The organism is Blastococcus sp. OS1-29, assembly GCF_057628075.1.
Map to the genome: position 1 here is coordinate 720,323 of NZ_JBXXJK010000001.1, position 11,942 is coordinate 732,264.

Annotated in this window: 17 protein-coding genes; 12 read left to right on the forward strand and 5 right to left on the reverse strand. The window is 73.5% G+C overall.

The genetic code is table 11. The features are described from left to right. Positions 1 to 16 precede the first annotated feature (16 nt). Both fdxA and dapC read left to right on the forward strand, forming a co-directional pair. Complete coding sequence (fdxA, locus tag AC2H4J_RS03560) at positions 17 to 334, forward strand: ferredoxin (RefSeq protein WP_487463447.1); 318 nt, start codon at positions 17 to 19, stop codon at positions 332 to 334. Between the two features lie 35 nt (positions 335 to 369). After that, complete coding sequence (gene dapC / locus AC2H4J_RS03565) at positions 370 to 1,455, forward strand: succinyldiaminopimelate transaminase (RefSeq protein ID WP_487463695.1); 1,086 nt, start codon at positions 370 to 372, stop codon at positions 1,453 to 1,455. 4 nt (positions 1,456 to 1,459) lie between these two features. Here the strand turns inward: dapC and AC2H4J_RS03570 are convergent, their stop codons facing one another. From AC2H4J_RS03570 to dapD, 3 genes are all read right to left on the reverse strand, one after another. Beyond that, on the reverse strand, positions 1,460 to 1,975 hold the full coding sequence (locus tag AC2H4J_RS03570; RefSeq protein ID WP_487463448.1) for a hypothetical protein: 516 nt from the start codon (positions 1,973 to 1,975) through the stop codon (positions 1,460 to 1,462). A 72-nt stretch (positions 1,976 to 2,047) separates the two neighbouring features. Then, positions 2,048 to 2,701, reverse strand: coding sequence for a hypothetical protein (locus AC2H4J_RS03575; protein WP_487463449.1), 654 nt, complete (start codon positions 2,699 to 2,701; stop codon positions 2,048 to 2,050). A gap of 101 nt (positions 2,702 to 2,802) precedes the next feature. Beyond that, positions 2,803 to 3,777, reverse strand: coding sequence for a 2,3,4,5-tetrahydropyridine-2,6-dicarboxylate N-succinyltransferase (gene dapD / locus AC2H4J_RS03580; RefSeq protein ID WP_487463450.1), 975 nt, complete (start codon positions 3,775 to 3,777; stop codon positions 2,803 to 2,805). Positions 3,778 to 3,812: 35 nt separating this feature from the next. Here dapD and dapE point away from each other — a divergent pair, with 35 nt between their 5' ends. The 7 genes from dapE (at position 3,813) to AC2H4J_RS03615 (ending at position 8,381) form a co-directional block, all read left to right on the forward strand. Continuing rightward, positions 3,813 to 4,925, forward strand: coding sequence for a succinyl-diaminopimelate desuccinylase (gene dapE, locus AC2H4J_RS03585; protein ID WP_487463451.1), 1,113 nt, complete (start codon positions 3,813 to 3,815; stop codon positions 4,923 to 4,925). Next, complete coding sequence (locus AC2H4J_RS03590; RefSeq protein ID WP_487463452.1) at positions 4,922 to 5,758, forward strand: LOG family protein; 837 nt, start codon at positions 4,922 to 4,924, stop codon at positions 5,756 to 5,758. Before dapE ends, AC2H4J_RS03590 begins: the two co-directional genes overlap by 4 nt. Continuing rightward, a complete protein-coding gene (locus tag AC2H4J_RS03595; RefSeq protein WP_487463453.1) occupies positions 5,758 to 6,144 on the forward strand; it encodes a DivIVA domain-containing protein in 387 nt (128 codons plus the stop codon). Before AC2H4J_RS03590 ends, AC2H4J_RS03595 begins: the two co-directional genes overlap by 1 nt. Continuing rightward, on the forward strand, positions 6,137 to 6,595 hold the full coding sequence (locus AC2H4J_RS03600; RefSeq protein ID WP_487463454.1) for an SRPBCC family protein: 459 nt from the start codon (positions 6,137 to 6,139) through the stop codon (positions 6,593 to 6,595). The genes AC2H4J_RS03595 and AC2H4J_RS03600 overlap by 8 nt, the downstream gene beginning before the upstream one ends. Continuing rightward, positions 6,592 to 7,497, forward strand: a complete 906-nt coding sequence (locus AC2H4J_RS03605) for a DMT family transporter (RefSeq protein WP_487463455.1) — start codon at positions 6,592 to 6,594, stop codon at positions 7,495 to 7,497. Before AC2H4J_RS03600 ends, AC2H4J_RS03605 begins: the two co-directional genes overlap by 4 nt. A gap of 32 nt (positions 7,498 to 7,529) precedes the next feature. After that, complete coding sequence (locus AC2H4J_RS03610; RefSeq protein ID WP_487463456.1) at positions 7,530 to 8,105, forward strand: DNA-3-methyladenine glycosylase I; 576 nt, start codon at positions 7,530 to 7,532, stop codon at positions 8,103 to 8,105. A 108-nt stretch (positions 8,106 to 8,213) separates the two neighbouring features. Beyond that, positions 8,214 to 8,381, forward strand: a complete 168-nt coding sequence (locus AC2H4J_RS03615) for a DUF3117 domain-containing protein (protein WP_012947303.1) — start codon at positions 8,214 to 8,216, stop codon at positions 8,379 to 8,381. Positions 8,382 to 8,518: 137 nt separating this feature from the next. On the opposite strand, the gene AC2H4J_RS03620 is transcribed toward AC2H4J_RS03615, so the two are convergent. After that, positions 8,519 to 9,028 (reverse strand): DinB family protein, encoded by a 510-nt coding sequence (locus AC2H4J_RS03620; protein ID WP_487463457.1) that lies wholly within the window; start codon positions 9,026 to 9,028, stop codon positions 8,519 to 8,521. Between the two features lie 140 nt (positions 9,029 to 9,168). Between AC2H4J_RS03620 and AC2H4J_RS03625 the strand changes: the two genes are divergently transcribed. The 3 genes from AC2H4J_RS03625 (at position 9,169) to AC2H4J_RS03635 (ending at position 11,176) form a co-directional block, all read left to right on the forward strand. Further along, positions 9,169 to 9,576 (forward strand): hypothetical protein, encoded by a 408-nt coding sequence (locus tag AC2H4J_RS03625; RefSeq protein ID WP_487463458.1) that lies wholly within the window; start codon positions 9,169 to 9,171, stop codon positions 9,574 to 9,576. An 85-nt stretch (positions 9,577 to 9,661) separates the two neighbouring features. After that, complete coding sequence (locus AC2H4J_RS03630; RefSeq protein ID WP_487463459.1) at positions 9,662 to 10,348, forward strand: DUF6766 family protein; 687 nt, start codon at positions 9,662 to 9,664, stop codon at positions 10,346 to 10,348. A gap of 66 nt (positions 10,349 to 10,414) precedes the next feature. Beyond that, on the forward strand, positions 10,415 to 11,176 hold the full coding sequence (locus AC2H4J_RS03635; protein ID WP_487463460.1) for a LamB/YcsF family protein: 762 nt from the start codon (positions 10,415 to 10,417) through the stop codon (positions 11,174 to 11,176). Here AC2H4J_RS03635 and AC2H4J_RS03640 read toward each other — a convergent pair. Further along, complete coding sequence (locus AC2H4J_RS03640) at positions 11,173 to 11,910, reverse strand: ANTAR domain-containing protein (RefSeq protein WP_487463461.1); 738 nt, start codon at positions 11,908 to 11,910, stop codon at positions 11,173 to 11,175. The two genes, AC2H4J_RS03635 and AC2H4J_RS03640, sit on opposite strands and share 4 nt — an antisense overlap. Positions 11,911 to 11,942 lie beyond the last annotated feature (32 nt).

Genomic DNA, 11,942 nt, shown 5'->3' on the forward strand with positions numbered 1-11,942 from the left:
ACCCACCGTGACGTACGTGATCACTCAGCCCTGTGTCGACGTGCTCGACAAGGCGTGCATCGACGAGTGTCCGGTGGACTGCATCTACGAGGGCGACCGGATGCTCTACATCCACCCCGACGAGTGCGTCGACTGCGGTGCGTGCGAGCCGGTGTGCCCGGTCGAGGCCATCTACTACGAGGACGACGTCCCGGACAAGTGGAAGGACTTCTACGACGCCAACGTCGAGTTCTTCTCCGACCTGGGCAGCCCCGGTGGCGCGGCGAAGACCGGGAAGATCCCCAAGGACCACCCGCTGGTCGCCGCCCTCCCTCCCCAGGGCGAAGGGCACTGACGGCCGCGACCCGGGGGGCGGGGGCGGATCGCTCGCTGCCCGACTTCCCGTGGGACGCCCTCGTCGAGGCTCGAGGGCGCGCCGCCGGGCATCCGGGCGGGGTGATCGACCTGTCGATCGGCACCCCGGTCGACGACACCGCCGACCTCCTCTCCGGGGCGCTGGCGGCCGCGGGCAACGCGCCCGGCTATCCCACTGCGCTCGGCACCGCGGAGCTGCGCACCGCCGCCGCGGGGTGGCTCTCCCGCCGGCTCGGCGTCCGGATCGCCGACCCGTTGGGTGCCGAGCCCTCCGTCGTCCCCACGATCGGCTCGAAGGAGCTGGTCGCCCTGCTGCCGACCCTGCTGGGGCTGCAGGGCAGCGGCACCGTGGTCATCCCGGAGGTGGCCTACCCGACGTATGAGGTGGGGGCGGTCCTGGCCGGGCTGGCGGTGCGCCGGGCCGACGCGCCACCGGCCGACGCCACCGGGATCGTTCTCGTCTGGCTCAACTCGCCCGGCAACCCGCACGGGCGGGTGCTGACCGACGACCAGCTGCGGGAATGGGTCGGCTGGGGGCGGACGCACGGCATCCCGGTGGTGGCCGACGAGTGCTACATCACGCTCGGTTGGGACGTCGAGCCGCGCTCGCTGCTGCACCCGTCGATCGCCGGGGCCGACCACGCGGGGCTACTGGCGGTGCACTCGCTGTCCAAGCAGTCCAACGCCGCGGGCTACCGGGCAGGGCTGCTCTCCGGTGACCCGGAGCTGGTGCGCCGGATCTGGGACGTGCGCCGCCACCTGGGGTTGCTCGTACCGGCCCCGGTGCAGGCGGCCATGACCGCCGCCCTGGCCGACGACGGCCACGTCGACGCCCAGCGCCAGCGGTACCGGGCCCGCCGGGACCAGCTGGCCGCGGCCGTGCGGACGGCGGGGCTGCGCATCGACCACTCCGAGGCGGGCCTGTACCTGTGGGCTACGCGCGACGAGGACTGCTGGACGACGATCGACTGGCTCGCCGGTCTGGGCATCGTCGCCGCGCCGGGCAGCTTCTACGGCCCGGCCGGATCGCGGCACGTCCGCCTGGCTCTCACCGCGACCGACGAGCGCATCGCGGCCGCGGTGGAGCGACTCGCGGCGTAGCGGCTCAGGCCGGCCCGCGGAGCTGGACGACGCCGCCGGGGCCCACCTGCCGGGCGGAGGTGAGGCTGAGTGTGGCGCGGCGGAGCGCCTCGGCGGCGGTGATGCCGGCCGAGAGGTCCGCGATGCCGGCGGCGGCCGACAGCCCAGGCACACCCAGCCCGTCGACGGCCGTGACCAGTCGGTGCGCGACGGTGTGGGCGCCGACGGCCGACCCGGACATCACGATGACGAACTCGGCCGGACCGGAGCTGCCCAGCCAGTCCTCACCGCGCAGCGAACGGGCGAGCAGCGAGGTGACCTGGCCGACCGTCGCGGCCGGGGTCGGCCAGCCGTCGTCGCGGCGCAGCAGCCCGATGATCAGCAAGGTGGCGGCGGGCGTCCCGTCCGGAGCCGACAGCTGGCGGTCGAGGCGGGCGAGGACGGCCTCACGCGCGGGGAGCAGCGCGGTCACATCGGCGACCCCGGTGTCGTCCGCGGCGAGGAGGGCCGCGGAGCCAGCGGAGTTCGGCGCGATCGTCATGGACGTGTCTTCGGCCGGCCGCCGTCCCTTACTGAACCTGTTTCGTTCCGTTTCCCTCCGTGGGGGGAGCCGCTACGCGCAGGCCACCGTGTCGGCAGCGAGGGCGCCGACCAGCGCGGTGGCCATCTCCTCCCACTGCCGGTACGCGAGCGGATGAGCGCTGCGCTGAACCCTGTCCGCGACCGTCGTGAGGTCGCCGACCTCCCAGCCGGGCACCCGGACGAGGTGGTCGAAGAACTTGTTCGCCGCGTAGACCGGGTCCTGCACCTCCGCCTCGGTGCCCCAGCCGGCTGAGGGCCGCTGCTGGAACAGGCCGAGGGAGTCACGGTCGCCGTAGTCGAGGTTGCGCAGCCGCGACTCCTGCTGGGCGGTGGCCAGGGCGATCACCAGGGCGCGGTCCGGGAGGCCGCGGTCGCGCGCGACCTGAGCGATCGTGCGAGCGTTCGTGACCTGCTCGGCGGTGAAGGTGAACGGCGAACCGGCGATCGTGCACTGTCCGACCACGGCCGGCACCCCCTTGCTCTGGCTGTCCCAGGCGACCCCGACCAGGACCGCGGCGGCGACGACGAGCGCCGGCCACCAGCGATTCGCGTCCCAGCCCTTCTTCCGCCGGGTGCGCTTCCTCCGGTTGCCCGCGACCGCGGGACGGCGGCGCTGGGGCGGGCGGCGTCGGGTGGTCCTTCTCCTGGTCCCGGCGGGATGAGAAGTGATCGTCGAGCCGGCCATCGCCGTCGACTGTATGTCGGCCGGACGACCTCTCGGCGCTCCCCGGCGAGTCTCGGCGAGGCGTCCCAACGACGGTTAGTGCACTAACCGTCGCCCGGCGCTCAGTTGGCGTGGAGGTCGGCGTTCAGCGCGCCCCAGTTGCCGTCACGCGGGAGCGCCTCGAGGGCACCGCTCACGCTGTTGCGACGGAAGAGCAGCCCGTTGCGGCCGGAGAGCTCCGCCGCTTTGACCACCGAGCCGTCGGGCAGCGTCACCCGCGAACCGGCCGTGACGTAGCAGCCGGCCTCCACGACGCAGCCGTCGCCGAGGGAGATGCCGATGCCGGAGTTGGCGCCCAGCAGGCAGCCGGTGCCGATCGAGATCACCTGGGTACCGCCGCCGGACAGCGTGCCCATGATCGAGGCGCTGCCGCCGATGTCGCTGTCGGCCCCGACGACGACGCCGGCTGAGATCCGGCCCTCCACCATCGACGGGCCCAGGGTGCCGGCGTTGTAGTTCACGAAGCCCTCGTGCATGACCGTCGTCCCCTCGGCGAGGTGGGCGCCGAGCCGCACCCGGTCGCCGTCGGCGATGCGGACGCCGGAGGGGATGACGTAGTCCACCATCCGCGGGAACTTGTCGACGCCGAACACGGTCACGTGCCCCACCGCCGCGCGCAGCCGGTGGGCGTTGAAGCCCGCCGCCTCCACGGGGCCGGCGGACGTCCAGGCGACGTTGGCGAGCAGCCCGAAGATGCCGGTCAGGTTTGCGCCGTGCGGCTTGACCAGGCGGTGGGAGAGCAGGTGCAGGCGGAGCCAGACGTCGTGGGTGTCGACCGGCGGTGCGGACAGGTCGGGGATGACCGCGCGGACGGCGATGACCTCGACCCCGCGCGCCTCGTCGCGGCGCACCAGGCCGCCGTAGTCCGGGCCGAGCTCACCGGAGAGCTCCAGCGCGCCGAGGCGGGTGGTACCGGGCTTGGCGTCGTCCGGGGCGCCGAGTCGTGGCTCGGGGTACCAGGTGTCGAGCACCGTCCCTGAGGGGGTCACGGTGGCCAGACCGGCGGCGACGGCAGAGGGAGGGACGGCGTCAGTCACGAGAGGGACGCTACCGACCCCTACGCTGAGGCATCGTGAGCGACCTTCCCGAGCTGGACCTCTCCGCCGACGTCCTCACCCTCACCCGCGCGCTGGTGGACGCCCCGTCCGTCTCCGGTGCGGAGAAGGCCCTCGCCGATGCCGTGGAGGCCGCGTTGCGCGCACTGGGCGGCCTGGAGGTCGAGCGGGTCGGCGACGCCGTCCTCGCACGGACGAACCTGGACCTGCCCAGCCGGATCGTGCTCGCCGGGCACCTCGACACCGTGCCCATCGCCGACAACGTGCCCAGCTCGCTCGACGAGGCGACCGGCCGGCTCTACGGCTGTGGCACCAGCGACATGAAGTCCGGCGACGCGGTGATGCTGCGGCTGGCCGGCCGGTTCGGCGTCCCCGGCGCCACGCCCGCGCACGACCTCACCTTCGTCTTCTACGACAACGAGGAGGTCGAGCACGCGAAGAACGGGCTCGGCCGCGTGGCGCGGGAGAAGCGCGGCTGGCTCTACGGCGATCTCGCCGTCCTCATGGAGCCGACGGACGGCGAGATCGAGGCCGGCTGCCAGGGCACGCTGCGGGCGCGCCTGGAGACCACGGGGCGGCGGGCGCACAGCGCGCGCAGCTGGCTCGGGGTCAACGCCATCCACGCGCTGACCGGCGCCGTCACGGCACTGGCCGCCTACCAGCCGCGGACGGTGGAGATCGACGGGTGCGAGTACCGCGAGGGCCTCAACGCCGTCGGCATCTCCGGCGGTGTCGCGGGCAACGTGATCCCCGACGAGGCCGCGCTCACGGTGAACTTCCGCTACGCCCCCGACCGTGACGAGGACGCCGCCGAGGCGCACGTCCGCGAGGTCTTCGCGGCAGCGATCGCCGACGGGGCGACGCTGACGGTCACCGACAACGCCGGCGGCGCGCTGCCCGGACTGTCGGAGCCCGCGGCCGCCGCGTTCGTCGCCGCCGTCGGGCGGCCGGCCCGCGCCAAGCTCGGCTGGACCGACGTCGCCCGCTTCGCCGCCTTCGGCATCCCCGCGGTCAACTACGGCCCCGGCGACCCCCAGCTCGCCCACACCCGCGAGGAACACGTCCTGGTCGACCGGCTCCAGCCGGCCGAGGCCGCGCTCGTCGCCTACCTGTCCGGGAGCCCCGCATGACCCTGCCGCCGCCGACCCCGCAACCCGAGCGGCGGCCGCGCCCCACCCGACACCGCGGGCCCGTGGTCCTGCGGGGCGGCGAGCCGGGCGGGCAGCCGGAGGGCTCGACCACCGATCAGCGGCTGCTGGACCGGCGCGGGCCGAGCGACTGGGTGCACACCGACCCGTGGCGCGTCCTCCGCATCCAGAGCGAGTTCGTCGAGGGCTTCGGCCTGCTGGCCGAGCTGCCCCGGGCGGTCAGCGTGTTCGGCAGCGCCCGCACGCCCCGCGAGCACCCGCACTACAAGGCCGGCGTGGCCATCGGCGCCGCGCTGGCGGAGGCCGGCTATGCGGTGATCACGGGCGGCGGGCCGGGCGCGATGGAGGCCGCGAACCGGGGCGCCAGCGAGGCGGGCGGGCTGTCCGTCGGCCTGGGCATCGAGCTGCCGTTCGAGCAGGACCTCAACGAGTGGGTCGACGTCGGCATCGCGTTCCGCTACTTCTTCGTGCGCAAGACCATGTTCGTCAAGTACGCGCAGGCCTTCGTCATCCTGCCCGGCGGCTTCGGCACCCTCGACGAGCTGTTCGAGGCGCTCACGCTCGTGCAGACCCGCAAGGTGACCCGGTTCCCGGTCATCCTCTTCGGCACCGAGTACTGGTCGGGCCTGATCTCCTGGGTGCGCGGGACCCTCGCCGAGACCGGCACGATCAACGTCGCCGACATCGACCTCATCACCCTCACCGACGACGTCGACGAGGCGCTCGCGGTCATCCAGGCAGCCGACGCCGAGCGCCGGGCGGGCGAGGGCGGCGGCGGGATGCAGCACATCCACCCGGGTCCGCTCGAGGCCTGATGCTCGCGTTCGTCGCCTTCGTCGTCGGCGTCCTCCTCGTCGGCGGCCTGCTGTTCCTCGGCGCCTCCCTCCTGATGGGCCGCGGGGAGACCCAGCCACCTGCGGACCTGGACCGCTCCCCGGTGGAGCTCCCCGACGACCGCCCGGTCACCCCGGACGACGTCCGCGCCCTGCGGATCTCCCCGGTCTTCCGCGGGTACCGGATGAGCGAGGTCGACTGGCTGCTCGACCAGTTCGCGCTGGCGCTCGAGGAGCGGGACGCCGAGATCGCCGCGCTCACCGAACGCCTCGCCGTCCGTCCGGTCGAGCCCCCGCACGCGAACGACGACGGGACGGACGACGCGGCCGCGCCCCCGGCCGACGAGGAGGAGCACCCCCGTGCCTGAGCTGACCGAACGGATCGACGTCGACGCGCCGCCGGAGCGGACCTGGGCGGTGCTCACCGACTGGACGGCGCAGGGCGAGTGGATGCTCGCCACCGACGTCCGCGAGGTGGACGGGCCGGCGCAGCGGCTGCACGGCCGGCTGGCCGCTCGCACCGGACTCCCGCTGCCCGGCGGCCGGCACGTCGGCGTCCTCGACACCATGATCATCACGAAGTGGGAGCCGCCGCGGCTGGTCGAGGTGCAGCACACCGGCCGGCTGATCCGCGGGCCCGGCATCTTCCGGATCGAACCCCGCGGAGAGCAGTCGACCCTGGTGTGGACCGAGCGCCTCTACCTCCCGTACGGCTACCTCGGCGAGCTCGGCTGGTTCCTGATCCGCCCCCTCGCCGTGGCGGGCATCCGGCGCTCGCTGAAGCGGTTCGCCGCCGTCGCCTCGCGAGGGCAGTCGTGAGCCGACGGGGGTGGGCGCTCTTCCTCGCCATGTCGGTGATCTGGGGCATCCCGTACCTGCTGATCAAGGTGGCCGTCGGGGAGACGTCACCGGTGGTCGTGGTCTTCGCCCGCTGTGTCGTCGGCGCGGCGATCCTGCTGCCGTGGACGATCGCCAAGGGCCAGCTGCGACCCGCGCTGCGGCACTGGCGCGCGCTGCTGCTGTTCACCCTGCTGGAGATGGCGGGGCCGTGGCTGCTGCTGTCCTACGCCGAGACGACCCTGTCCAGCTCGCTGACCGGTCTGCTCGTGGCGACGGTGCCGTTCGTGGCGGCGCTGGCGGCCCGGCTGGCCGGTGAGGACGAGCGGCTGACCCCGGTCCGCCTGCTCGGCATGGGCATCGGCGTCGTGGGCATCGCGGCGCTGCTCGGGCTCGACGTGGGCGGCGCGCAACTGCTGCCGATCCTCGCCGTGGCGCTCACGGTGGTCGGGTACGCCACCGGCCCGCTCGTGATCAGCCGGTCGCTGCCCGAGGTGCCGGGCGTGGCGGCGAGCGCGATCGCCCTCGGCGTCACCGCGGTGGTCTACGCGCCGTTCGCGATCCCGCGACTGGGTCAGGTGCGGGATGCGTCCGGGCCGGCGTTGCTGTCGCTGGCCGGTCTCGGGGCGGTCTGCACGGCGCTGGCGCTGGCCCTGTTCTTCGCGCTGATCCGCGAGGTGGGCCCGCAGCGCGCCCTCGTCATCACGTTCGTCAACCCGGCGGTCGCGGTGCTGCTCGGTGTCCTGCTGCTCGGGGAGCCGTTCACGCTCGGGATCGGCATCGGACTGCCGCTGGTCCTGGCGGGCTGCGTCCTGGCCACCCGCCGGGGACATCCCCAGCACCCCGAGCCGAGCACCGAGAGCCTCGACGCGGCCGCACGCTGATCGTGTCGTACCCCGTGGCTACCGTCGGCGCCGTGGAAACTCCGCGAGTGCGCTGCGCCTGGGCCGACAGCGCTCCCGAGTACGTCGTCTACCACGACGACGAGTGGGGCACGCCCCTGCGCGGTGACGACGCGTTGTTCGAGCGGCTCTGCCTCGAGGCGTTCCAGTCCGGCCTGTCCTGGATCACCATCCTGCGCAAGCGGCCGGCGTTCCGGGCGGCGTTCGCCGGGTTCTCGATCGACGCGGTCGCCGAGTTCGATGCCGACGACGAGGCCCGGCTGATGGCCGACGCCGGCATCGTGCGCAACCGGGCGAAGATCGCTGCCGCCATCACCAACGCACGGGCGGCGCAGCAGCAACCGGAGGGGCTGTCGGACCTGCTGTGGTCGTTCGCGCCCGGCGGGGGGCGAACCCGGCCGGCCACGCTCGCCGACGTGCCCGCCACGAGCCCCGAGTCGGTCGCGATGGCCAGGGAACTGAAGCGGCGAGGCTTCTCCTTCGTGGGCCCCACGACCGCCTACGCCCTCATGCAGGCCACCGGAATGGTCGACGACCACGTCGCCGAGTGCTTCCGAGCACACCCGCGTTCCGAGCCTGCAAGGGGCTGATGTTGGACGGAAGCCGGACATACGGGATCATTGGTCAGAGCACAGCATCGACGGACGCCGTATCGCCTTCCTGCCCGGCAGGTGGTCCGGCTGGCGAAGGAGGCACGCATGGCGGCCATGAAGCCGCGCACGGGTGAAGGTCCCCTCGAGGTCACCAAGGAGGGGCGAGGCCTGGTCATGCGGGTGCCGCTCGAGGGAGGCGGTCGCCTGGTCGTCGAGCTGTCGCCCGACGAGGCGGCCGCGCTGTCGGAGGCACTGAAGGGCGCCACCAGCTGACACCTCCCCGCGAGCCTGCCTCCGGGCAGCCCGCGCACGACGACACGGCCCCGGCCGCCGGCACACAGCCGGCGCCGGGGCCGCGTCGTTGGCGTCGCCGCCGACCGCCTGGGGGACTTTCTGTACAGAAAGTCCCCTCATTCGCCGGTGACGCCGTCGATGGCCTCCCGGATCAGGTCGGCGTGGCCGGCGTGCCTCGCGGTCTCCTCGATCAGGTGCAGCATCGTCCAGCGCAGGTCGAAGTGCTCGCCGTTGCCGCGTGGCTGCACCGACAGCTGGTCGAGGCTCGTCGCGGCCGCCACCACGTCACGGCTGCGAGTGCAGGCGTCCTCGTAGCGCCGGCGCAGCTCATCGGGCTCGAGGTCGGCGGCGGTGCGGAACTCGTAGTCGGGATCGGCGTCCCAGTCGATCCCGACCCACCGCTCGTCCTCCGGCTGGCCGGCGAAGCGCACGGTGAACCACGAGTCCTCGACCAGCGCCAGGTGGTTGAGCAGGCCGGCGAGGGTGAGCGTCGACGGCGGATGTGGCCGGGAGAGCTGCTCGCGGGTGAGCCCTTCGCACTTCAGAAGCATCGTCGCCCGCTGCAGGTCCAGAAAGGCGGTCAGCTGGGCGAGCTCGGGGCCGGTCTCCGGCGGATCGGTGCGCATCGGCCCGACCTTGCCCGACGCCTGGTCGGGCAGCAACGCCCGGGTCCGCTGCCCGACCGGGTGAAGATCGTTTGCGCCCCGCGTCCCCTCGGGTAGCGACCGTCGAGGCACGCCGTGTCGTCGTCGGGGAGGTGAGGCGCGTGCGCAGGAGACGGTCCGCGAGGGCGAGCAGGGCGCTGGTCGTCGTCGGAGCGCTCGCCTGGGTGCTGAGCGGTTGCGCCAGTACGCAGCAGCCCGAGGTGCAGCGGGTCGCGACGTCGTTCGAGGACTCCGGGGCGGACCCGGGGGCGCGCTGCGATCTGCTCACCCCGAAGGCCCTGGCCGCGCTCGAGAAGAGCGAGTCGCAGCCCTGCGCCGACGCGATCGGCCAGCTTCCCCTGGACGGGGGAACCGTGCGGTCGGTGCAGGTCTGGGGTGGCGACGCCCAGGTGAAGCTGTCCGGCGACACCGTGTTCCTGACCGAGACGAGCGGCGGCTGGAAGGTGTCGGCGGCCGCGTGCACTCCCAACGCCGACGCGCCCTACGACTGCGAGGTGACGGCGGGATGAGGGGTGTCCGGGCTGTCTTCTGGCTCTACCTGGCCGTGATCGTCGTCGGCGTCGCGTACGCCATCGCGCTGGGGCTGATGGGCCGATGAGCGAGAAGTCCCGCGGGTTCCTTCGCGACAATTCGCTCAGCCTCGGCTTCGGCGCCGTCTTCCTGGCCACCCTGGTCGGGCAGGCGCTCTCCGGGGTGGCCGACTTCAACGCCCAGCAGATCGCCGACGGGCTGGAGCCGGTCTCGCTCGGGGAGTACGTCACGTCGTCGTCCTTCGGCGTGGACGTCATGGAGAACTGGCAGTCGGAGTACCTGCAGTTCTTCCTCTACATCTTCGCCACGGTCTGGCTGGTGCAGAAGGGGTCGTCGGAGTCGAAGAAGCCCGGCGAGGAGGGCATCGAGTCCGACGAGGAGCAGCGCGTCGGTCGCTTCGCCGGCGACGACTCGCCGGAGTGGGCGCGCACCGGCGGTTGGCGGACGGCGGTGTTCTCCCGCTCCCTCGGCCTGCTCATGGGCGGGCTGTTCCTGCTCACCTGGGCCGCCTCCTCGATCGCCGGCTGGGCCGCCTACAACAGCGAGCAGCTGGGCCAGCTCGAGGACCCGGTGAGCTACCTGGGCTATCTCGGTGCGGCCGATTTCTGGAACCGCTCCTTCCAGAACTGGCAGTCCGAGATGCTCGCCGTCGGCTCCATGGCGGTGTTCTCCGTGTACCTCCGGCAGCGGGGATCGCCCGAGTCCAAACCGGTGGGGGTAGCGCACGCGGAGACCGGTCAGACCGGCTGATCGACCTGTCGCGATGTCGACTTGTCGCCCTCTCGACCGAGGCGACGGGGGTGCGAGACTGCGCCGGTGAGCACGATCGATCTCAACGCCGACCTCGGTGAGGGGTTCGGGATCTGGCGGCTCGGGGACGACGACGCGCTGCTCGGTGCCGTCACCAGCGCGAACGTCGCCTGCGGCTTCCACGCCGGCGACCCCGCGACGATGCGCCGGGTGTGCGCCCGGGCCGCCGAGGCGGGGGTCTCCGTCGGCGCCCAGGTCTCCTACCGCGACCTCGCCGGGTTCGGCCGCCGGTTCATCGACGTCGAGCCGGGTGAGCTGGCCGACGACGTGCTGTACCAGGTGGCCGCCCTCGACGGCATCGCCCGCGCCTCGGGCACCCGCGTCTCCTACGTCAAGCCGCACGGCGCGCTGTACAACGCCGCGGTGGCCCACGAGGAGCAGGCACGCGCCGTCGTCGACGCGGTCGCCGCGTACGGCGGCGAGCTGCCGGTCCTGGGTCTGCCGGGCTCGGCCCTGCTGCGGGCGGCGGAGTCCGCCGGTCTGCGCGCCGTCCGGGAAGGCTTCGCCGACCGCGGGTACACGGCGGCGGGCACGCTCGTGCCGCGACGGAAGCCCGGCGCGCTGGTGCACGACCCGGCCGCGGTGGCCGACCGGGCGGTGCGCATGGCCGTGCACGGCGAGGTCGTCGCCCTCGACGGGACGCGCGTGCCCCTCGACATCGAGTCGGTCTGCGTGCACGGGGACACCGACGGCGCCGTGGAACTGGCCCGCGCGGTGCGGACGGCGCTGGAGGCCGCCGGCCTCGCCCTGGCGCCCTTCGCGAGCTAGTCGGCCTCCCGGCCGGCCGCCAGTTCCGCGCCGGTGAGCGCGCCCGCCAGCAGGTCGGCCGCGACGTCGTCGACCGTGACACCTGCGGCGTAGGCGTGCGCGCGGATCAGGGTCAACGCGTCGGGGGCGCTCAGCTCGAGCCCGACGCTGAGCTTCCCGATCGCCTCCCAGACGGCGGCCCGCCGCCGCGGCGCCGGGCCGTGCATCCACTCCGGCCCCTCCGCGGGGGTCCACTCCGACCAGACGGCGGCGTCGCTGAGCGCGGAGGTGACCAGCTCGCCGACCGCCATGGCCTCGAAGACCTCGAGGTCGAGCACCTCGGCGGAGGTGCGGAAGTAGAGGTCGATCGCCCCGGCGCCGGCCAGCGCCGGCTGCAGCGGGAGCGCGACGACGGCCCGGAACGGGGTCTCCTGGACCAGGAGCTCGGTGAACACCGGCCACCGCCGCCGCAGGTCCTCCTCGACCGCGAACACCGGCTGCCGGGTGTCCTGGGCGGTTATGCACGGTCCGGAGCCGACCGTGAACTGCAGCCGCTCGGCCACCTCCGCCGCGTCCGAGCTCGCACCCAGGGGCACCCGCTGCTGGGAGCCGTCGACCAGGCTGAGCCCGGCGTCGTCCACGTCGAGCGTGCGGGCGCACGCGCCTGCCAGTCGGACCGGGAGCAGTTCGGGGCCGGCCAGGGCGGGATCGGTGAGCCCCGCGAGGGCGGACGCGAAGCGTTCGGCGATGCTCACGACTCATCGTGCGCCACTGAATGGTGGTCCGC